Source organism: Streptomyces sp. NPDC005263 (genome assembly GCF_042872365.1).
In the GTDB taxonomy this organism is placed as follows: domain Bacteria; phylum Actinomycetota; class Actinomycetes; order Streptomycetales; family Streptomycetaceae; genus Streptomyces.
The window spans coordinates 22,455-41,323 of the sequence record NZ_JBIAKJ010000021.1 but is presented as its reverse complement, the minus strand read 5'-3'; the positions used below and the strand labels follow the sequence as shown (position 1 = coordinate 41,323).

Annotated in this window: 18 protein-coding genes; 4 read left to right on the top strand and 14 right to left on the bottom strand. The window is 69.7% G+C overall.

The genetic code is table 11. The features are described from left to right. Positions 1–103: 103 nt before the first annotated feature. From ACFYRY_RS41955 to ACFYRY_RS41900, 12 genes are all read right to left on the bottom strand, one after another. Entirely contained in the window at positions 104–1,249 is a 1,146-nt protein-coding gene (locus tag ACFYRY_RS41955) for an acyl-CoA dehydrogenase family protein (RefSeq protein WP_389158497.1), read from the bottom strand. Positions 1,250–1,287: 38 nt separating this feature from the next. Further along, the gene (locus tag ACFYRY_RS41950; RefSeq protein ID WP_389158494.1) at positions 1,288–2,457 is read right to left on the bottom strand and encodes a thiolase family protein; all 1,170 of its coding nucleotides are present in this window, start codon (positions 2,455–2,457) and stop codon (positions 1,288–1,290) included. Position 2,458: 1 nt separating this feature from the next. Next, the gene (locus ACFYRY_RS41945) at positions 2,459–4,222 is read right to left on the bottom strand and encodes a class I adenylate-forming enzyme family protein (protein ID WP_389158491.1); all 1,764 of its coding nucleotides are present in this window, start codon (positions 4,220–4,222) and stop codon (positions 2,459–2,461) included. Positions 4,223–4,286: 64 nt separating this feature from the next. Next, the gene (locus ACFYRY_RS41940; RefSeq protein ID WP_389158488.1) at positions 4,287–5,477 is read right to left on the bottom strand and encodes a CaiB/BaiF CoA transferase family protein; all 1,191 of its coding nucleotides are present in this window, start codon (positions 5,475–5,477) and stop codon (positions 4,287–4,289) included. Between the two features lie 7 nt (positions 5,478–5,484). Beyond that, positions 5,485–6,252, bottom strand: coding sequence for a crotonase/enoyl-CoA hydratase family protein (locus ACFYRY_RS41935; protein WP_389158486.1), 768 nt, complete (start codon positions 6,250–6,252; stop codon positions 5,485–5,487). A 64-nt stretch (positions 6,253–6,316) separates the two neighbouring features. Next, positions 6,317–7,081: an SDR family NAD(P)-dependent oxidoreductase gene (locus ACFYRY_RS41930; protein ID WP_389158483.1), complete on the bottom strand. Its 765-nt coding sequence runs from the start codon at positions 7,079–7,081 to the stop codon at positions 6,317–6,319. Between the two features lie 208 nt (positions 7,082–7,289). After that, positions 7,290–7,946 (bottom strand): TetR/AcrR family transcriptional regulator, encoded by a 657-nt coding sequence (locus tag ACFYRY_RS41925; protein WP_389158480.1) that lies wholly within the window; start codon positions 7,944–7,946, stop codon positions 7,290–7,292. A 112-nt stretch (positions 7,947–8,058) separates the two neighbouring features. Then, positions 8,059–9,300, bottom strand: a complete 1,242-nt coding sequence (locus ACFYRY_RS41920) for an ABC transporter substrate-binding protein (protein ID WP_389158477.1) — start codon at positions 9,298–9,300, stop codon at positions 8,059–8,061. Between the two features lie 110 nt (positions 9,301–9,410). Continuing rightward, on the bottom strand, positions 9,411–10,505 hold the full coding sequence (locus ACFYRY_RS41915; protein WP_389158475.1) for a branched-chain amino acid ABC transporter permease: 1,095 nt from the start codon (positions 10,503–10,505) through the stop codon (positions 9,411–9,413). Further along, the gene (locus ACFYRY_RS41910) at positions 10,498–11,388 is read right to left on the bottom strand and encodes a branched-chain amino acid ABC transporter permease (RefSeq protein ID WP_389158472.1); all 891 of its coding nucleotides are present in this window, start codon (positions 11,386–11,388) and stop codon (positions 10,498–10,500) included. Before ACFYRY_RS41910 ends, ACFYRY_RS41915 begins: the two co-directional genes overlap by 8 nt. After that, on the bottom strand, positions 11,388–12,206 hold the full coding sequence (locus ACFYRY_RS41905) for an ABC transporter ATP-binding protein (protein WP_389158469.1): 819 nt from the start codon (positions 12,204–12,206) through the stop codon (positions 11,388–11,390). The genes ACFYRY_RS41910 and ACFYRY_RS41905 overlap by 1 nt, the downstream gene beginning before the upstream one ends. Next, the gene (locus ACFYRY_RS41900) at positions 12,203–13,060 is read right to left on the bottom strand and encodes an ABC transporter ATP-binding protein (protein WP_389158467.1); all 858 of its coding nucleotides are present in this window, start codon (positions 13,058–13,060) and stop codon (positions 12,203–12,205) included. Before ACFYRY_RS41900 ends, ACFYRY_RS41905 begins: the two co-directional genes overlap by 4 nt. Positions 13,061–13,254: 194 nt before the next feature. Here ACFYRY_RS41900 and ACFYRY_RS41895 point away from each other — a divergent pair, with 194 nt between their 5' ends. Beyond that, positions 13,255–14,295 (top strand): LLM class F420-dependent oxidoreductase, encoded by a 1,041-nt coding sequence (locus ACFYRY_RS41895; protein WP_389158464.1) that lies wholly within the window; start codon positions 13,255–13,257, stop codon positions 14,293–14,295. 212 nt (positions 14,296–14,507) lie between these two features. Here the strand turns inward: ACFYRY_RS41895 and ACFYRY_RS41890 are convergent, their stop codons facing one another. After that, positions 14,508–15,635, bottom strand: a complete 1,128-nt coding sequence (locus ACFYRY_RS41890) for a fibronectin type III domain-containing protein (protein ID WP_389158461.1) — start codon at positions 15,633–15,635, stop codon at positions 14,508–14,510. Between the two features lie 37 nt (positions 15,636–15,672). On the opposite strand from ACFYRY_RS41890, the gene ACFYRY_RS41885 reads away from it, so the two are divergent. Continuing rightward, complete coding sequence (locus tag ACFYRY_RS41885) at positions 15,673–15,945, top strand: hypothetical protein (RefSeq protein ID WP_389158458.1); 273 nt, start codon at positions 15,673–15,675, stop codon at positions 15,943–15,945. A gap of 137 nt (positions 15,946–16,082) precedes the next feature. Here ACFYRY_RS41885 and ACFYRY_RS41880 read toward each other — a convergent pair whose 3' ends face one another. Then, entirely contained in the window at positions 16,083–16,706 is a 624-nt protein-coding gene (locus ACFYRY_RS41880; RefSeq protein WP_389158455.1) for a TetR/AcrR family transcriptional regulator, read from the bottom strand. Between the two features lie 111 nt (positions 16,707–16,817). Between ACFYRY_RS41880 and ACFYRY_RS41875 the strand changes: the two genes are divergently transcribed. Together ACFYRY_RS41875 and ACFYRY_RS41870 are read left to right on the top strand one after the other, a co-directional pair. Next, complete coding sequence (locus tag ACFYRY_RS41875) at positions 16,818–17,831, top strand: NADP-dependent oxidoreductase (protein WP_389158452.1); 1,014 nt, start codon at positions 16,818–16,820, stop codon at positions 17,829–17,831. 399 nt (positions 17,832–18,230) lie between these two features. Then, positions 18,231–18,713: a nuclear transport factor 2 family protein gene (locus ACFYRY_RS41870; protein WP_389158449.1), complete on the top strand. Its 483-nt coding sequence runs from the start codon at positions 18,231–18,233 to the stop codon at positions 18,711–18,713. Positions 18,714–18,869 lie beyond the last annotated feature (156 nt).

Genomic DNA, 18,869 nt, shown 5'->3' with positions numbered 1-18,869 from the left:
GGCGGCCCCGTCTCCGGCCCACGACCGCATCGTGACGGCCGGTCGCCTTCCCCGTACGGCCCGGTGGCCTCGCGCGCCTCGCTCATGGGGCCGCCGCCGCCCGTCACGCGTGCTCCCGCAGCAACTGCCTGCCCACGATGAGCTTCTGGATCTCGCTCGTCCCCTCGTAGATGCGGAACAGTCGCACGTCCCGGTAGAAGCGCTCGACGGGCACGTGGCGCATGTATCCCATGCCCCCGTGTATCTGGACGGCACGGTCGGCCACCCGGCCCACCATCTCGCTGCAGAACAGTTTCGTGGAGGACGGTGCCAGCCTGCGGTCCTCGCCCGAGTCGTACGCGCGGGCCGCCTCCAGCACCATGGCGCGGGCCGCGTACATCTCGGCGTGCGACTCGGCGAGCATCGCCTGGACGAGTTGGAACTCGCCGATCGCACGTCCGCCCTGCCGGGTGACCGAGGCGTGCGCGACGCTTTCGTCCAGGATGCGCCCGGCCAGCCCCACACACATCGCCGCGACGCTCAGACGTCCCCTCGCCAGCGACCGCATGGCGGTGCGGAACCCCTCTTCCTCGCGTACTCCGATGAGGGCACTCGCCGGAAGGCGTACGTCGTCGAAGAAGACCTCCGCGCTCAAGGCCCCGGATTGGCCCATCTTGTGGTCCCTCGGTCCCACGGTGACGCCGGGGTTGCCCGCGTCGACGGCGAAGACGGAGATCCCCTCGGCGCCCGTGCTCTGCGGGCCGGTGCGGGCGAACACCATGAAGACACCGGCGAGCGGGGCATTGGTGATGAAGCGCTTGCTGCCGTTCAGGACGTAGCCGCCTTCGTCGCGTACGGCACGGGTCCTGATGCCGCTGGGGTCCGAGCCCGCCTCCGCCTCCGTGAGCGTGAACGCCGCGATCAACTCCCCGGCGGCCATCCGCGGCAGATAGCGCCGCTTCTGCTCCTCGGTGCCGGTACTCGCCAGGAGTTGGCCGGCGACCCCGTTGTTGATGCTGAACATCGAACGGAACGCGGGCGTGGTGTAGCCGATCTCCAGCGAGAGGCGTACGTCCTCCGTCATGGAGAATCCCAGCCCGCCGTACTCCTGGGGCAGCGCGTAGCCGAACAGGCCCATGGCCGCGGCCTTCTCACGGAGGTCCGCCGGGATCTCGTCCTTCTCCTCGATCTCGTTCTCGCGCGGGACGACCTTCTCGCGCACGAAGGCCCGCACGGCTGCCAGAACGGCGTCGAACTCGTCTGGTTCCATTGGCTTTTCGCACTCCTCGATTTTTGGGGGCCTCCGGCTCAGCGGGGAAGAAGTTCCAGGACGGTGGCGTTCGCCATGCCGCCGCCCTCGCACATCGACTGCAGGCTATAGCGGACGCCGGCGGCTCGCATGTGGTGGAGCAGCGTCGTGGTCAGCCGGGCGCCGGAGGCTCCCAGGGGATGGCCGAGGGCGATGGCGCCGCCTTCGGGGTTGAGCCGGTCCGGATCGGCGCCGGTCTCGGCCAGCCAGGCACAGGTCACACTGGCGAACGCCTCGTTGATCTCGAAGGCTCCGATGTCCTCGATGCCCAGACCGGCGCGCCTGAGGACCTTCTCGGTGGCCGGGATGGGGCCGGTCAGCATCGTCACGGGGTCGACTCCGACAACGGCGAAGGAGTGGAAGCGGGCGATCGGGCGCAGACCGAGTTCACGCGCCTTCTCGCCGCTCATGACCAGCAGCGCCGACGCACCGTCCGATATCTGCGAGGAGTTGCCGGCCGTGACCACGCCGTCCTCGGTGAACGCGGGCTTCAGACCCGCCATCGTGGCGGCCGTGCCGCCCCGCCGTACTCCCTCGTCCGTGTCGACGGTGCGTACGGAGCCGTTCTCATCCGTCACGTCCACCGGCACGATCTGGGATTTGAACCGCCCCTCGTCGATCGCTGCCGCCGCGTTGGCGTGGGACCGCAGACTGTGCGCGTCGAGTTGCTCCCGGCTCAGCCGCCAGCGCCGCGCGATGTCCTCCGCGCCCAGCCCCTGGTTGAACCGCGAGACGCCGTACCGTGCCCGTACGGCCGGGCCGAAGGGTTCGCCGGGTCCCCGCTCGCGGCCGGAGCCCAGCGGAACGCGGCTCATCGACTCCACGCCGCCCGCGACCACGATGTCGTACTGGCCGCTCATCACTCCCGCGGCCGCGAACTGCGCTGCCTGCTGCGAGGATCCGCACTGCCGGTCGATGGTGACGCCCGGTACCTCCTCCGGCCATCCGGCGGCCAGGACGGCGAAGCGGCCGACGCAGCCGCCCTGCTCTCCGGTCTGTGAGACGCAGCCCCACAGCACGTCCTCGACCAACGCCGGGTCCAGGTCGTTGCGTTCGGCCAGGGCCCGCAGCACCACGGCGGACAGGTCTACCGGGTGCACATCGCTGAGTGAGCCGTTCCGCTTGCCCATGGGGGTACGGACGGCGTCCACGATGACCGCGTCACGCATGTCAGACCTGCCTTTCCGCCGTGTCCGGCGCGCCGGTTTCCTGTGTGCCCGAGGGGAGTTCGCCCGGGCCCCGAGTCGTACGGGCCAGGCGGCGGAGCTCGGTTTTCAGCACCTTTCCGGCCGGGGACAGGGGAAGTTCGTCGACGAAACGGACCTCTTTGATCCGCTTGTACGGCGTCACGCGCTCCGCGACGTACTCCATCAGCTCCCCGGCCATCGCGCGCGGCTCAGCGGCGGGGACCACGAAGGCGACGGGGACCTCTCCGACGGCAGGCACCGCCCTCCCGACGACCGACGCCTGGAGCACTGCCGGGTGTCCGCCGAGGATGTCCTCCAGCTCGCGCGGGTACACGTTGTAGCCCTTGTAGATGAGCATGTCCTTCGACCTGCCGGAGACGTACAGGAAGCCGTCCGCGTCGAGGTGGCCGGTGTCGCCGGTGCGCAGCCAGCCGTCGACGAACTGCGCGGCGGTCTCGTCCGGGCGGCCGAGGTAGCCCGAGGCCACCTGAGGGCCCCGCACCCAGATTTCGCCGCGCTCGCCCCGCGGCACCTTCCGGCCGGGATCCAGTGGGTCCCGGATCTCCAGCTCAGTGTCGAACAGGGGAAGTCCCTGGCTGCCCGGCTTGCGCGGGCCGGCCTTCGCGATCGGGCCGCTGGACACGGTCGCTGTGGCCTCCGTCAGGCCGTAACCCTCGATGACGGCGGCGCCCGGGAAGACCTCTGTCAGCTGCTCCAACGTGTGCGTGCCTATGGGGGCGCCGCCCGACACCACGGCCTTGACCGAGCTGAGGTCCCGCGTGCGGATGCCCGGTGTCGCGAGCAGGGCGTGCCAGAGCGCCGGGGCGCCCGGGATGTACGCGATCCGGTGCCGTTCCACCTGCCCCAGGTACGACTCCGCATGGAAGCGGCCACTCAGGATGGTGGTGGCGCCGCACAGGAGGAAGAAGTTGAGGCTGATCAGGCCAAGGGCGTGGAACAAGGGCGAGATGCACAGCGTGGCGTAGGTACCCGGTGCCAGGGCATAGTCGCCGGAGGTCTCCAAGGGGTTCAGCACCACACCGCCTTCGCTGTCGAGCCCGGGGAGCGCCCCGGAGCGCCAGCAGGCGACCTGGATGGTGTTGGCGACGATGTTGCGGTGCAGTATGCGCACTCCCTTGGGTGCCCCGGTGGTTCCGCCGGTGTACCCGTACTGGGCGACGGAGTCGGTGGGGACCAGCACCTCGAGCGGGTGGGTGCTGTGGCCCGCGACGAGGTCCTCCAGGGCGGTGCCCGCCCTCCCGAACAGCTTTGCGCAGTCGTCCGGCCTGTCGGCCGGGGCCGATGCGCTGGGCGGCACGATGACGACCAGTCGGACCGGCAGCCCGTCGATTGCCTCGGCAAGCACCGGTGCCGGATCCGGATGGGTCACCACAGCCGCCGCGGAGCAGTCGGCGAGCTGGGCGCGCAGGGCCCTGGCCGGCTGGGCGGGGTTGGCCGGGCAGACTGTCGCGCCGGCGAGTGCGATGCCGTAGTAGGCGACGGCGAACCACAGGGTGTTCGGCAGGTGCAGGGCGACCACGTCACCCTGCCCTATGCCGCGCGCACTGAGGCCGCGTGCGAATGCGGCAGCCTGTTCGTACAGGCCGGTGAAGGTGAGAACCTGGTCGCCGTCGCGCACGGCCGCCCGGTCTCGGTAGCGGCGGGCCGAGCCGGCGAGCACCGCGCCGAGCGGGACATCGGGGTAGTCGAGGCGGCGAGGCAGTCCCGCGGGCCAGTAGTCGGTCATGTGTCGCTCCCTTCACGCGCCGGCCTGTGCTCGGCCATGCAGGGCCGTTGCGCGGTACACCGGCTCATCGCACGACCTCCGTGTCGAAAAGCTTCTTGATCTGCTCGGGGGTCCGGCCCACCTCGGCGAGGACCTGCACTGTGTGCTCTCCCGGAAGGGGGGCCGACCGGGCGTGCCGGCGGGGGGCAGAGGAGCCGAACCGGGGAGCCGGGGCGGGCTGGAGGACTCCCGTGCCGTCGGTGAGGAAGGTGCCGCGTGCGGCGTTGTGAGGATGGCGCGGTGCCTCCACCAGCGACAGCACGGGGGTGACACACGCGTCGACGTCGGCGAACACGGCGGCCCAGTCGTCGCGGGTCCGGGCGGCGAAGACCTCCGCCATGCGCCGCCGCATGACCGGCCAGCGCAAACGGTCCCACTGCCCGGTGAAGTCGGCGTCCGCGACCAGGCCGAGCCGTTCCAGGAGGGTGGCGAAGAAGGGCGCCTCGATCGCGCCGACCGCGACGTACTCGCCGTCGCTGCAGCGGTAGACGCCGTAGAACGGGGCTGTGCCATCCAGGTAATTGACGCCCCGGTCATCGGTCCACCGCCCCTGGTGCAGGCGGCCGTAGATCATGGCCAGCAGCTGAGCCGACCCGTCCACCATGGCGGCGTCCACGACCTGGCCTTTCCCGGTGGCGCGTGCCTGCACGAGCGCGCACAGCACACCGAAGGCGAGCAGTGCACCGCCGCCGCCGAAGTCGCCGAGCAGGTTGAGCGGCAGGACCGGCGGACCGTCGGCCGGCCCGATGGCCCCGAGGGCACCCGACAGGGCGATGTAGTTGATGTCGTGCCCGGCCCGCTGCGCGAGCGGCCCGTCCTGCCCGAATCCCGTCATCCGTCCGTAGACCAGGCGCGGGTTGCGGTCCAGGCACGGGCCGGGGCCCACACCGAGCCGTTCGGCCACCCCCGGCCGGAAGCCCTCCAGAAGGACATCGGCGTCCGCCACCAGGTCGAGGACGGCGCCGACGCCTTCCGGGTGCTTGAGGTCGATGGCGGCCGAGCGCCGGCCCCGGTGCAGGACGGGATCGGGCCTGCCGGTCACGTCCGACGGGCGCTCGACACGGATCACGTCCGCACCTGCGTCGGCGAGGAGCATGGCACAGAACGGCCCCGGCCCGATGCCTCCCAGCTCGATGACCCGCAGTCCGGTGAGCGGCCCCGGGGCCGCATCGGGTACGGCGCCGTTCGCACGTTTCTGGTCTTGTTCTTCGTTCACCGGCCGCTCACCGGCCTCGCCAGACGGGAGCGCGCTTCTCGGTGAAGGCCGACGCGCCTTCCCGCGCGTCATCCGAGTTGAACACCAGCTCGGTGATCGGCTTCTGACGGTCGAACAGTTCGTCGCGTGGCCAGCCCGGAGACTCCACGAGGACCCGTTTGGTGACCCGTACGGCGAGCGGACCGTTGGCGGCGATGGCGGAGGCCAGCAGCCTCGCTCCCTTCAGCGCGCCGCCGGGTGGAGTGAGCCGGTTGACCAGCCCGTAGTGGTGAGCCCGGTCCGCGGTGAGGACATCGCCGGTGAGAGCGAGTTCCATCGCGATCTGGTACGGGATACGGCCCGGCAGCCGCAGCAGCCCTCCGCCCACCGCCACCAGACCGCGTTTGACCTCGGGCAGCCCGAACTTGGCGTCCTCGGCGGCGACGACCAGATCACTGGCGAGTGCGATCTCGCAGCCGCCCGCCACGGCGTAGCCCTCGACTGCGGCGATCAGCGGCTTGCGCGGCGGGGCCTCGGTGAGCCCGGCGAAACCGCGCCCCGGCACGTACGGGCGTTCGTCCCGCAGGAACGCCTTGAGATCCATGCCCGCGCAGAAGGTGCCGCCCGCGCCGGTGATGATGCCGACCGTGAGGTCGTCACGCTCGTCCAACTCGTCCAGTGCGGACGCGATCGCCTCCGCGACGGCCCGGGTGACCGCGTTGCGGGACTCGGGCCGGTTGATGGTGATGACGGCGATGCCGTCGTCGCCGTATTCGACCAGTACTTCGTCTGCCACGGCAGCTCCTTTACGGTGGCCAAGCGGTGGTCGCGGTCGGGGAGTATCGGTTGAGCGCCGACCTTCAGCGTGGGGCCAGGCGGATCGCGCCGTCGAGGCGGATGGTCTCTCCGTTGAGCATCGGGTTGTCGATGATGTGCAGGGCGAGTTGCGCGTACTCGTCGGCCGCGCCAAGGCGCGGGGGGTGGGGCACCGCGGCAGCGAGCGCGTCGAGCTTCTCCTTCGGCCTCCTGCCGAGCATCGGTGTGTCGAACAGGCCGGGCGCGATGGTGACGACCCGGATGCTCTTGGTCGCCAGATCCCGGGCCGCGCACAGGGTGAGGCCGGCCACTCCGGCTTTCGAGGCCGCGTACGGGGCCTGTCCGATCTGCCCCTCGAACGCCGCGACCGACGCCGTCATGACAACCACGCCGCGGTCGCCGTCCAGGGGTTCGTTGCTGGCCATGCGGGCGGCGGCGAGCCGGAGCACGTTGAAGGTGCCGATCAGGTTGACGTCGACCACGGCGCGGAAATGGTCGAGATCACCAGCAGTGCCGTCCTTGTTGACCACGCGGAGCGGACCGCCGCGGCCCGCGCAGTGGACGACCGCGCGCAGCGCTCCTGCCCGCTCGGCGGTGTCGAGGACGGCGGTCATGTCCGCGGTGCTCGTCACGTCGGCAGGGACGAAGACGGCTTCGGGGCCGAGGTCGAGGACGGCGCGGTCGCCTTCCGAGGAGGGCAGGTCCGCGATGGTGACGCGAGCGCCGGCCTTGAGCAGCCGCCGTGCCGTCGCCAGGCCGAGCCCCGACGCGCCGCCGGTCACCACCGCGGATATTCCGCTGGTCTGCATGGACACTCCAGTCGGTCGAGTCGGTGTCGGATCTGCCGCCGCCGGTGCCGCGAAGGCTCGGCGACTGCCGTCGTGCGCCGGGCCACGGGCCCGGCCGTTGCGGTCGGGACCGCAGCCGATGGAGAGAAGGTACAACTTGTCGAACGATCGTTAAGTTAGGTCGCGGCCTGTCCCACTGTCAATGACCGCGACGAAAAGTGCGGGCGACCTACCGGGCCCGCGCCTCGCCGTGCCCGACCATGGCGAACGCCAGCCGCACGTACCGGTCGCACAGCTCCGTGGTCCCGAGGTCGCCTGACGGGTCGTACCACTGGGCGACGGCGTTGCACATCGCCATGATCGCCCGGCGGGCGTCGTCCGGGTGCGGGGTCCGGAAGACTCCGGCGGCCATGCCGTCATCCATGGCCTTCTGGAAGAGTCCCGATACGGCGTGCCGTCTTTCGATGATGGGGTTGCGGAACTCGGGTTCGAGGTAACGGAGTTCCTGGAGGGTCAGCAGACTTTCGACCTGCCGCCGGACCCGGTAGTCGACCGTCACTCTGACCAGGGCGGCCAGCCGCGCGGCGGGGTCGTCACCAGCCTGGGCCAGTTCCTTCTCGCAGTGACGGAAGTAGTCGTCGAGCGAGTCCTCGATCAAGGCGTGGAAGAGCTCCGCCTTGCCCGAGTAGTAGTAATAGAGGGCGGACAGACTCATGCCTGCCCGCTTGGCGATGTCACGGATGGAGGCGCCGAAGTAGCCGCGCTCCGCGAAGACGTCCCGTGCGGCGTCCATGATGACCCCCCTGCCGTTTCCCCGGGGGGCGGAGGGACCTTTGTCCGCCGCCTTGCCGCTCTTGCCCGCCGCTTTGCCGCTCGTCGCATCCATGGTCCCAGCCTCCCAGAACGAACGACCGATCGACAAAGCCGCACCCCTGCCATGGGGGGGCCGAGGGCAGGCGGACCGCCACCGCCGGGCCCGCCGGGCACAGTCCCCGGTGTCATGGGGCCGACGGAACCTCGTACTCCTTCGCCAGGTCCGATGCGAAGAAGTCACCGCGTGGTGTGGCTCCGGCGAAGACCCCCTTGTCCACACCCAGTACTTGGGCCTGGCGCGAACTGGGCTCCGCGGGGTCGGAGAAGTCCTGGGGTGGGAGTAGGCCCGGTAGCGTGAAGTCGGTGACAGCGCTGCGGGCCTTGAGCACGCCCGGGCGGGTGAGGTCATCGCAGCTCTTGCCGAGTATCTCGGCGTACAGCTTGGTCATGGCGTAGGCGTGGACGACTCCGCTGCTGGCCTCCGGTGCCTTACCGTACTGGCCCCTCCAGGAAGCGGCCAGCTTGCGAGCGGCAGCGGTGTCCGCGCCGAGGGCGCCCAGCCCGGAGAGCCTGGTGTAGTGCTCGGTGAGCGCGGGCGCCGCAGACGTCGTGAGCAGGCTGGTGGCGAAGGTCGATACGCCGCCCATGATCGGCACCTCCATGCCGGCCGCCTGCGCCACTGCCGCCACCGAAGCCGCCTGCTTGGGCGTCGAGTCGACCAGGATCGCCTTGGCCTTCGCCGCCTTGAGCGCGTTGACCTGACTGGTGAGGTCGGTCGCGGTGGGGTCGATCTGCCGGCCGACGATCTTCAACCCCAGCTTCCCCGCGGCGAAATTGCTGCCCCGCAGGCTGTTCTCGCCGATTTCTCCCTGCAGATAGATGTGCCCGACGGAATCGCCGCCGCGCAGTTCGCCCTTCCTCACGAGCCAGTCCAGGCCGTTGATCGTCTGGATGTCGTACGTGGCGCCCAGGACGATCAGGTGCTCGTCACCGAGCAGGGTCGACGCGAAAGACGTCAGGCCGGCGAGCTCGTCCTTCGCCTCCATCTTGTCCCGCAGCGCCGTGACGACCGGTGTGCCGAGGATGTTCAGATAACCGAGGACCTGCGGATCCATCTCGTCGTACGCGGCGACTGCCTTCTGCGGGTCGTAGCCATGGTCGCGGGTGACGAGTGCCAGCTTCCGGTCGCAGACACCGCCTGCCGCGTTGATCTCCTTCACGGCGACGTTGCTCGCGTCGAGGATCGTCTTGCCGGTGCCCGCGAACGGGCCCGACAGGTCCATCAGCACCCCGAGCTTGATGGTGGAGTCACTGACCCCGGGCGCGGCGGCGGTCCCGGCCGTTTCGGCCTTGGTGGAGCAGCCGGCAACCGCCAGCGTGAAGGCCAGGGCCGTGGCCGCCAGGCCGACTGTGCGCGATTTGTGCATCGGTGTGTCTCCTCGCTGAGAAGCGGATGAGGTGGTTGACAGCACACGTCCGGCAAGGTGGGGGGCGAGTCTGATGTGTCTGAGGCGACGGACGGCTGGGGTGCGGGGGCTCAGGGAGCGGCGGCTGCGGGGCGGCGGCTTCGTAGCAGTCGAAGGGCGCCACCCAACGCCGCCAGACCGCCCGGCTGGACGATCACGGCCACGATGACGACCGCGCCATACACGAACTGTGCCGCTGTCGACGCGTCCAGTCCCTGGCCGCCGGCTCCGGTGACGAACGGCAGAAAATCCGCATACCGGGAGAACAGCAGGGGCAGCGTCACGACGAAGACCGCACCGGCGATCGCGCCACCCACGGATCCGAGGCCGCCCAGGATGACCATCACCAGGTAGCTGATCGACAGGTGGAGGCTGAAGTAGTCGGGGACGGTGCGCTGGAAGGCCAGTGCCGTGAGCACACCGGCAGCGCCGGCATACATCGACGACAGTACGAAGACGGCCGTCTTGGTGCGTCGTATGTCGACGCCCATGGCGCTCGCGCCGATTTCGCTGTCCCTCATGAGCCTCAGCGCCCTGCCGGGCCGCCCCCGCAGGACGTTGCGGCCGAGCAGCGCCGCCCCGGCGGTGACGACGAGGAACAGATACCACTGGCTCTCGGCGGCACCGAACGGAACGCCCAGGACGGTGACGTCCGCCTGGTCGGAGAAGGAGAGCCCGCCGATCGACATCGGCACGACGGTCCGGCCCTCGAAGCCGCCGGTCACCGGCTTCATGTTCTGCAGCAGATGGTGGCCGAGGAACACCAGGCCCAGGGAGGCGATGCCCAGGTAGATGCCGCGCAGGCGGCTGGAGACCGGGCTGAACAGCAGGCCGCAGACGCCCGCCAGCAGGACGGCCAGGACTGCGGCGAACAGCGGGGGGAGGCCGAGACCGGATACCCCGCCGCCGCTTTCTCCGGCCAGGAAGGCATAGCCGTATGTGCCGACGGCGACGAAGAAGGCGTGTGCCAGCGACAACTGTCCCGCCGCGCCGAGCAGGATGGTGAGGCCGATCGCGCCGACCGCGGCCGCCATCGCGAACAGGCCCATGTTCAGCCAGAACGCGGAGACGTACAGGGGCAGTGCGAGGAGGACCACCAGGGCGGCGGTCAGCGTGCACAGGGCGGGCACACGCCCTGTCCTGGGGAGCCGAGGCGTCTCAGGCACGGCTGACCTCCTTCGCGCCGAACAGGCCCGAGGGCCGCCACAGCAGAACGCAGATCATGATCACGTAGGCCACGACGTCCCCAAGCCCTCGCCCGAGGAAGGAGAGGGCGTCCTGGTACTCGGCGACGGTCACCTCGGCGACGCCGATGACCAGGCCGCCCACGATCGCCCCGCCGAGCGAGTCGAGGCCGCCGATGATCGCGGCGGGGAGCGCCTTGATCGCCGCGGTCCCGGTACTCACGGCCACGCCGGGGCTGGGGAACGACGCGAGACCGATGCCGGCCGCGACGGCGAGGATCCCAGCCGTCATCCAGGCACCTGCCGAGACCCAATTCAGCCGGACACCGGCAAGCGCCGCGCCCTCCCGGTCCTCGATCGAGGCGCGCATGGCCAGGCCCCAGCCGGTGTGCCGGAGAACCGCGGCGAGACCGGCGATCAGCAGCGGCACGGTGACGATCGTGATGATCACGGACAAGGGCAGGATCACTGAGCCGAAGTGGACCACGTGTCCGTCCCAGGGGGCGCCGAGTGGCAGCACGCTCTCCCCGATGCGCCAGCTCAGTTCCGCGGTGAGCACCACGTTGACCCCTATGGTGAGGATCGCCAGCGCGTCATGCTTGCGGCCGTCGACCCGGGACAGCAGCAGTCGCTCCACCGCCAGCCCCAGCGTCCCGGCCGCGACCAGGCCGAGGGCCACGGCGGCCGCGAAGCCGATGTGCGGGCTGGTCTGCGCCACCACCCACACGCCGAAGAGCACAAACGAGGCATGCGCGAAGTTCACCGTGCGGGTCGCCTTGAAGACGATGACGAAGCCCAGGGCGATCAGGGCGTACAACAACCCCAAAGACACGCCGTTCAGCAGGATTTCGACTCCGCGGGTCATCACGACGACCTCTCCGCCACCTGGTCGTTTCCGGATTCCATGGGCGCTCCCAGATAGGCGCTGATCACTTCCGGATGCTGCCTTACGTGTTCCGGCGTGCCGTCCGTGACGACCTTGCCGAAGTCGAGGACGGTGATGCGGTCGGCGATCGACATGACCACTGCCATGTCGTGCTCGACGAACACCACGGTCAGACCGAGCGCGTCACGTGCCGCGGAGACCAGCCGGGCGAGTTCCGCGCTCTCGGCGGTGTTCATCCCGGCGACCGGTTCGTCGAGGATGAGCAGCCGCGGCTCCAGGCACAGGGCCCGCGCGAACTCCAGGCGCTTGAGGTCCCCGTAGGCGAGGCTCGCCGCCGGGCGGTGAAGAACACCGGACAGGCCGGCGAACTCCGCTATGTGGCGCACCCGCGCTTCGTGGACACGCTGTTCACCGCGACCCAGTCCCAGTGCGGTCGCGGCGATGCCGGACCGGGTCAGCCGATGCCGGCCGACCATGAGGTTGTCGAGTGTGGACTCGACCGGTGACACGACGATGTTCTGGAAGGTGCGGGCGACTCCCCTGCGTGCCACCCGGTCCGGACGCAGGCCAGTCACCTCCTGACCGTCCATCATGATCCGACCCGAGGCGACACGGTAGATCCCCGACAGGGCATTGAGCAGCGTCGTCTTCCCGGCACCGTTGGGACCGATGACGGCATGGATCGTTCCGGGCCGCACGGTGAATGACACACCGTCAAGCGCGCGCAGGCCACTGAACACCACGCTCACGTCCTCGACCCGCAGTTCCGGTGCCGTTTGCGTGCGAGTCGTCGTCATCCGGACCACCTGCTCAGCGTCGGCGCTTTTCCGGTTCCGGGCCCGGGCCGCGGTGCGGATCCTCCGGCACCCTGGCCGGCGTCCGCGTCCGCGCCCAGGTAGAGGCGGCGCACATCGTCGCTCTGCGCCAGTTCGTCCGTCGGTCCGCTCAGCACGACCCGGCCGAGGTCGATCACACAGGCCGAGTCGGCGACCGACAGCGCCATTGCCGCGTTCTGCTCCACCAGCAGGACGGGGACCCCCTCCCGGCTGATCTGGCGGATGGTCTCGCCCACGAGATGCACCAGCCGCGGCGCGAGGCCGAGGGACGGCTCGTCGAGAAGCAGGAGTCTCGGCTGCGCCATCAACGCCCGGGCGATGGCGAGCATCTGCTGCTCGCCGCCGGACAGCGTCCCGCCACGGGCGCGTCGCCGCTCGGCGAGCCGCGGGAAGAGTTCGTACATCCGACGGCGCGTTCGCTCACGCACCACCGACGACCGCACGGTGAGCGCACCGGCGTTCAGGTTTTCCTCCACCGTCAGACCGGCGAAGATGTGCCTTCCTTCCGGTACCTGCACGAGCCCGTGCGCCACGGTACGGGCGGTGTCCGCGCCGGTGATCCGTTCGCCACGGAACCGGACGGAGCCTTCGGTGACCCCGCCGCCGTACAGGCCGAGCGTGCCGGAGACGGCGCGCATGAGCGTCGTCTTGCCGACGCCGTTGCTGCCGAGGAGCGCGATGACGCCGCTGCCGCCGACGTCCAGGGACACCCCCCGCAGAACGGGTGCGCGAGCGCCGTACCGGACGACGAGTCCATCGATTTCGAGCACTTCGGCCTCCCTTGCCGCTCTGAAGCAACGCGACGCGTCACTCATCGATCGTTCGTTAAGGCCAGCGCGAACGTAAAGTGAGCCACGTCACTCGGTCAAGGTCCCTGCACATGATCGCTTCAGGTGACACGTGGTGAAGAGCTGTCGGTTCACTGGTTCCGCCTGGACAGGAACGCCGGTACGGTGTTAAACGATCGTTCGATAAAATCTCAGTCGGTCAGAAGACGAGAGGCCTTCGCATGCGTATCGGTATGACGCTGGATTACAGCGGTGACTTCATCGGATCGGTCCGTGCCGTAAAGGATTTCGAGGCGGCAGGGGTTGAGATCGCCTTCGTGCCGGAGGCCTACTCGTTCGACGCCGTCAGCCGGTTGGGCTACCTCGCGGCTCGTACCGAACGCCTGGAGATCGCCTCCGGGATCCTCCCGGTCTTCACCCGTACGCCGTCGCTTCTGGCGATGACTGCCGCCGGTCTTGACGAGGTTTCCGGCGGCCGGTTCACGCTGGGCCTCGGAGCGTCGGGACCGCAGGTGATCGAGGGCTTCCACGGGGTGCCGTACGACGCGCCACTCAGCCGCACCCGCGAGGTGGTGGAGATCTGCCGTCAGGTGTGGCGGGGCGAACCGGTGGTGCACCCGGGCCCGAAGTACCCGCTTCCGCTTCCCGCCGAGCGGGGTACCGGGCTCGGCAAGCCCCTGAAACTCGTCAACAAGCCGGTTCGTTCCCGCATCCCCATCACCCTGGCGGCGATCGGACCGAAGAACGTCGAGTTGACGGCCGAACTCGCCGAGGGCTGGCTGCCCGTGTTCTTCCATCCCGGAAAGGCCGCCGAGGTGTGGGGAGCGGCACTGACCGCGGGGCTGGCCCGGCGCGACGCGGCACTGGGCACGCTCGACATCACGGTAACGGCGCCTCTGGCCGTCGGCGACGACGTGGAACACCTGCTGGACCGAGCTCGGCCACAACTGGCCCTCTACATCGGAGGGATGGGCGCGAGGAACAAGAACTTCTACGCCCGGCTCGCCGGTCGGTACGGCTACGAACGGGAGGCGGCGCACATCCAGGACCTGTACTTGGCAGGAAAGAAGCGGGAGGCCGAAGCCGCCGTTCCCGAAGAACTGTTGAGGGCCATATCCCTCGTGGGGACGAAGGAACAGATCACCGGGCAGCTCGATGCCTTCGCTGCCGCCGGTGTGACGACCCTGTGCGTGAAGCCGCTGGCTGACACGCACGGGGAACGCCTCAGCGCCGTCGAGCGACTGCGCGACATGCTGAGCTGACGCCGCCAGCGTGGCACGATGCGGGCGGGGAACCCTCAGCTGGGAAGGTCTGGTGGTTCACCTTTTTGGGGCTTTCTCACCGTCGAGCCGACGTGACCAGCCTCATGAGCCCCCTCCCCCAACGCCCACCCGTGGAGGTGGGCGTCGGGATTCGGATGCGGGATCAGTCAGTTCCGGCGTCGGTCTGCGAGGTCCTGGACGGCTTCGGTGGGCTACCCGGCGGTCGTGGTCCCGCTGACCGTGGCCGCGGGGCCGGTGCCCGCCGCCGTGACCGCGGCGACCGTGACGGTGTAGGCCGTGCCGGGCTTCAGTCCGCCGATCACCCGGAACATGCCCTTGGCGGAGGGCTGGGTGACCAGGACGTCCCGGCCGGTCACCGCGATCGGGTGGCGCCCGTCGGAGACGGTCACCCGGTAACCGACGATCTTCGCGTCACCCGTACCGGTCGGCGGGGTCCAGGCGAGGGTGGCGGCTGTGGCCGCGGTGCGCAGCTTCGGGCTCGTCGGCGCGGCGGGCGGCGCGCTCGCGGTCGTCGGGCTCAGCGGTGCCGAGGCGAGCGAGGGAGCGCTGGTGCCCCGGTCGTTGCTCGCGGTGACGGTCACCGTGAAGGGGCCACCACCCCCGGGCAGTTGGCCGATGCGCAGCAGGGCGCTGCGTTTGAACTCGGCAGCGCCGACGGACTCATGGGCGACCTGACGGCCCGCGGGGTCGTACGCCCGTGCCGTGTATCCGGTCACCGGCGAACCCCCGTCTGCGAAGGTGGGGTTGAAGGTCACGTACAGCGCGTTGGCTCCCGCCGTGCTGGTGCCGACCCGGGCCGGCGCCTCGGGCACGGAGACACCGCCGACGCGCAGGGTCAGCAGGTGCCGGTACGCGGGTTCGAGTCCGGCGTTCGCGAGGACGTCCGGCGGTACGTCGGACACTCCGGCCATAATCTTGTTGCCGCTGGTCACCAGGCCCTTGTTGTCCCCGTCAGCCGTGCCTTCCTCCCACCAGTTGTCCTTGATCAGGGTGGGGTCGTTGTTGCCGAGGCCGTCGCGGTAGTCGGTGTGCCGGGAGGCGACGTTGGCGTAGGAGGCGCGGTAGAGGACATTGCCTTCGACAGTCTCGTAGGTGCAGCCGTTGTCGGTGTAGACCGGCCCCCTGTTCGCCGACCCCGCGATCCACACCACCGGGACCGGCTCGGACCGGATCGATGACTGGGGCAACACCATCAGTTCCGGCCAGCAGTTCGTCGTCGCGGACGTCAGCGGCGACTGGACGGCGATCTGGTTCGGCGGCGCCCAGGTCTGGTTCCACAACCCGGACGGCCGCAACACCGCCCCGGCCAAGGACGTCACGATCCTGTCCGCCAAGGAGGGCACCAAGTCTGCCCCGGTGTACGGGCAGGCCTACCCGGACGCCTCCGAGTACCCCTCGGACCTGTCCCCGTCCACCCAGGCGCCGCTCAGCATGTACACGGTGCCATCCGGCCAGGCCTACGTGGCCGACGTCGCGCCGGTGTCCTCGGACGACTTCTTCTCCAAAGCCTCCGGCTCGCATCCCGCGGACACGGTCATCACCGGCAGCAAGACGTACTACATCGTCCAGTACAACCACCGGGTGGCCCTGCTGAACTCCGCCGATGTGGCGGCCTCCACCCAGAACTGACCAGCAGCCTCTCAGAGGCTCGGAACACACGACGGGTCCGGACCGGAACACGGTCCGGGCCCGTCCTTCGTCGGTCGCCAAGGAGCCGGAGCTGCCGAAGGACGGTGTGCGGGGGTGGGCCCGGCCCGGCTCAACCGTCAGGCCGGAGGTCCGGTCCGCGCGCGACGCCGGCTACGGGTCTGAGGGCGGCTGTCCCCCTTGGCGTGGCCGCTCCCCGCATGCGTCAGGATCGCGCTCGCGACAACGTCGAAGAGGTGATCGGCGCGTGGCGCGAGCGCGGGCTGATCGCCCAGCCAGGCGAGCATGGCAACCAGTGCGAAGACATCGTCGCCATCGATATCGTCGCGCGCCGTGCCCGCGGTCTGGGCGCGGGTGAGGAGCCGAGCACCGGCGGCGCGCAGGGTGACGCAGGAAGCGTGGAGAGCGGATTCGGTGTCCTCGATGGCGGCTGCCATCAGTACGGTCACGCCTCGGTATTCGGTCGTCCACGCGGTGCAGTGGCGTAGCCAGGAAACGAGAGCGTCTTCGGGCGAGCTCGACGTCGCGAGCTCGTCTGCCTTTGCCGTCAGTTCGTCGAAGCTCGTGCGCAGCAGGGCTTCGAGCAGCGCCTCGCGCGTCGGGAAGTGCCGCAGCAGCGTCGCGAGCCCGACGCCGGCCCCGCGTGCGATGTCACGCAGTGACACGTCGACACCTTGCTCGGTGATGGCGGTGCCCGCTACTGCGAGCACGTGGTCGCGGTTCTTCCTGGCGTCGGCCCGCATCTGCCCCTCTTGACTATCCGGATCAGTGGTCCATATATTCGGATCAGTGGTCCGGATACTCGGATCGCTGATCCGGTTAAACCTATCCCCGCGGCGCGGGCAGGAGAAACGATGCCGACACACACGATGAGGGCGATCCGGCTGCACGAGTTCGGCGGCCCCGAGGTGCTGCGATATGAGGAGGTGCCGGTTCCCCAGCCGGGGCCGGGCGAGGTACTGGTCCGCGTGCACGCTGTCGGCCTCAACCCTCCGGACTGGTACGCACGCGAGGGAATGCCCGACGTACCTCCCGAGCTCAAGCCCCCGTTCACTCTCCCCCTGATTCCGGGGACCGACGTCTCCGGCGTGGTGGAAGCCGTCGCCGCCGACGTCGACGGCTTCACGCCCGGAGAGGAGGTGATCGGCCTGCTGCGCTTCCCCACCGCTCTCCAGGCCAGCGCGTACGCCGAGTACGTCACCGCGCCGGCGTCCGATTTCGCCCGCAAGCCGGCCGCCATCGACCACGTGCACGCCGCCGGCCTGCCCATGTCGGGGCTGACGGCGTGGCAGTTCCTGATCGAGCTCGGGCACGACCATCCCTCGCCGTTCCAGGAGGCCCAGCACCGCCCGATGGCGCTCGGCAGCGAGACCACGGTGCTCATCAACGGCGCTGCCGGTGGCGTGGGGCACCTCGCTCTCCAGCTGGCCAAGTGGAAGGGAGCCCACGTCATCGCCGTGGCCTCCGGCACCCACGAGACGTTCCTGCGCGAGCTCGGTGCCGACGAGTTCATCGACTACACCAAGGAGCGGCCCGAGGACGCCGCCCGAGACGTCGACCTCGTCCTGGACACCGTCGGGGGTCCCGACAGCAGGCGCTTCCTGCGCACCCTCAAGCGCGGCGGGTCCCTCTACCCGGTGTACTTCGGCGAGTTCGACGACGAGGAGAACGCCGAGCTGGGGGTCACGGTCACGGCCACCCAGGTCCGCTCGCACGGCGCGCAGCTCGCCGAACTCGGGCGCCTGATCGAGGCGGGCACGATCCGTGTCGCGATCGACAGCACCTTCGCGCTCGCGGACGCCCGGGCGGCGCACGAACGCGCAGCCCAAGGGCACATCCAGGGCAAGATCGTGCTCACGGTCGCGTAGGAAAGCCGTTTCAGGGGACGCGTCCGGCGCTGGTCCCATGACCGCTGGTGGTCATCAAGGCGCCGATCCGGAGACGCTGGGGCGGCGCCTTGCAGCCAGGCGGCCGACTTGCTCGCATCGGCGAACCGAGCGGCCCCCTTCGGTCGGCTCGGTTCGGTTCCCGCGGGAGATCGCCGAGCCGCTCGCATTCCTGAGGCCCGACGGCGCCGTGTCCATCACCGACCGGCACATCACCATCGTCGGCGGCAGCGGTCCGGCGTTCTCACCGTGGAACGGTGGGTCGCGGGCCGGAGCGCCGCTCACCTCGGCGCTCCGCCCTCCCGGCACTCGTCGGGTGTCCGCTGTCGCCGTGCGCGCCCCGATCTCTCATCCGCCAACCGAGCACGAGCGAGGTTTGACATGACGACAACTGCGGCTTTCGGCTGGGGAAGCAGCTACCTCACGGCACAGCCTGCGGGGGAGGTGGATCTCGCCCCTGCAGACCGGTTCGCCGTCCAGCAGACGCTGGCGCGCTACGCCTTCGCCCTGGACCACGGAGATCTGTCGGCGTTGGAGGGCGTCCTGACCGAGGACGTCACCTGGACGGTCACGATCGCCGGCGCGGTCGAGCAGGGCCCCTTCGTCGGACGCGCGGCGGTTCTCGACCTGGTACGGGAGGCAACGGAAGCGCAAACGGAGCAACGAAGGCACAACCTGGTCAATATGGTCTTCCATCGTGCGGACGCCGACACGACAGTGGTGTGGGCCTACCTGATGCTGACGTCGAACGCAGGCGGGGCTTCGAGCGTGATCGCGACCGGCTTCTACTCGTTCACGCTGCGGCGTGCCCGAAGCGAGTGGCGTATCGCGAAGCTGCTCGTCGGTCTGGACAACGCTGCATGAAGCGAGTGACTGGTGAGGTGTGCCCTCGAGGCCAACGACGTTCCGTCGTGACCGAGCCGGCCACCCCGACCGGGCTTGCCCCGGCCGATGAAGTGGCTGCTGTCCTGAGCTGTTGAAACCCGATTGGGCGTTGGACGTGCCGGTGGGCGACCCCCT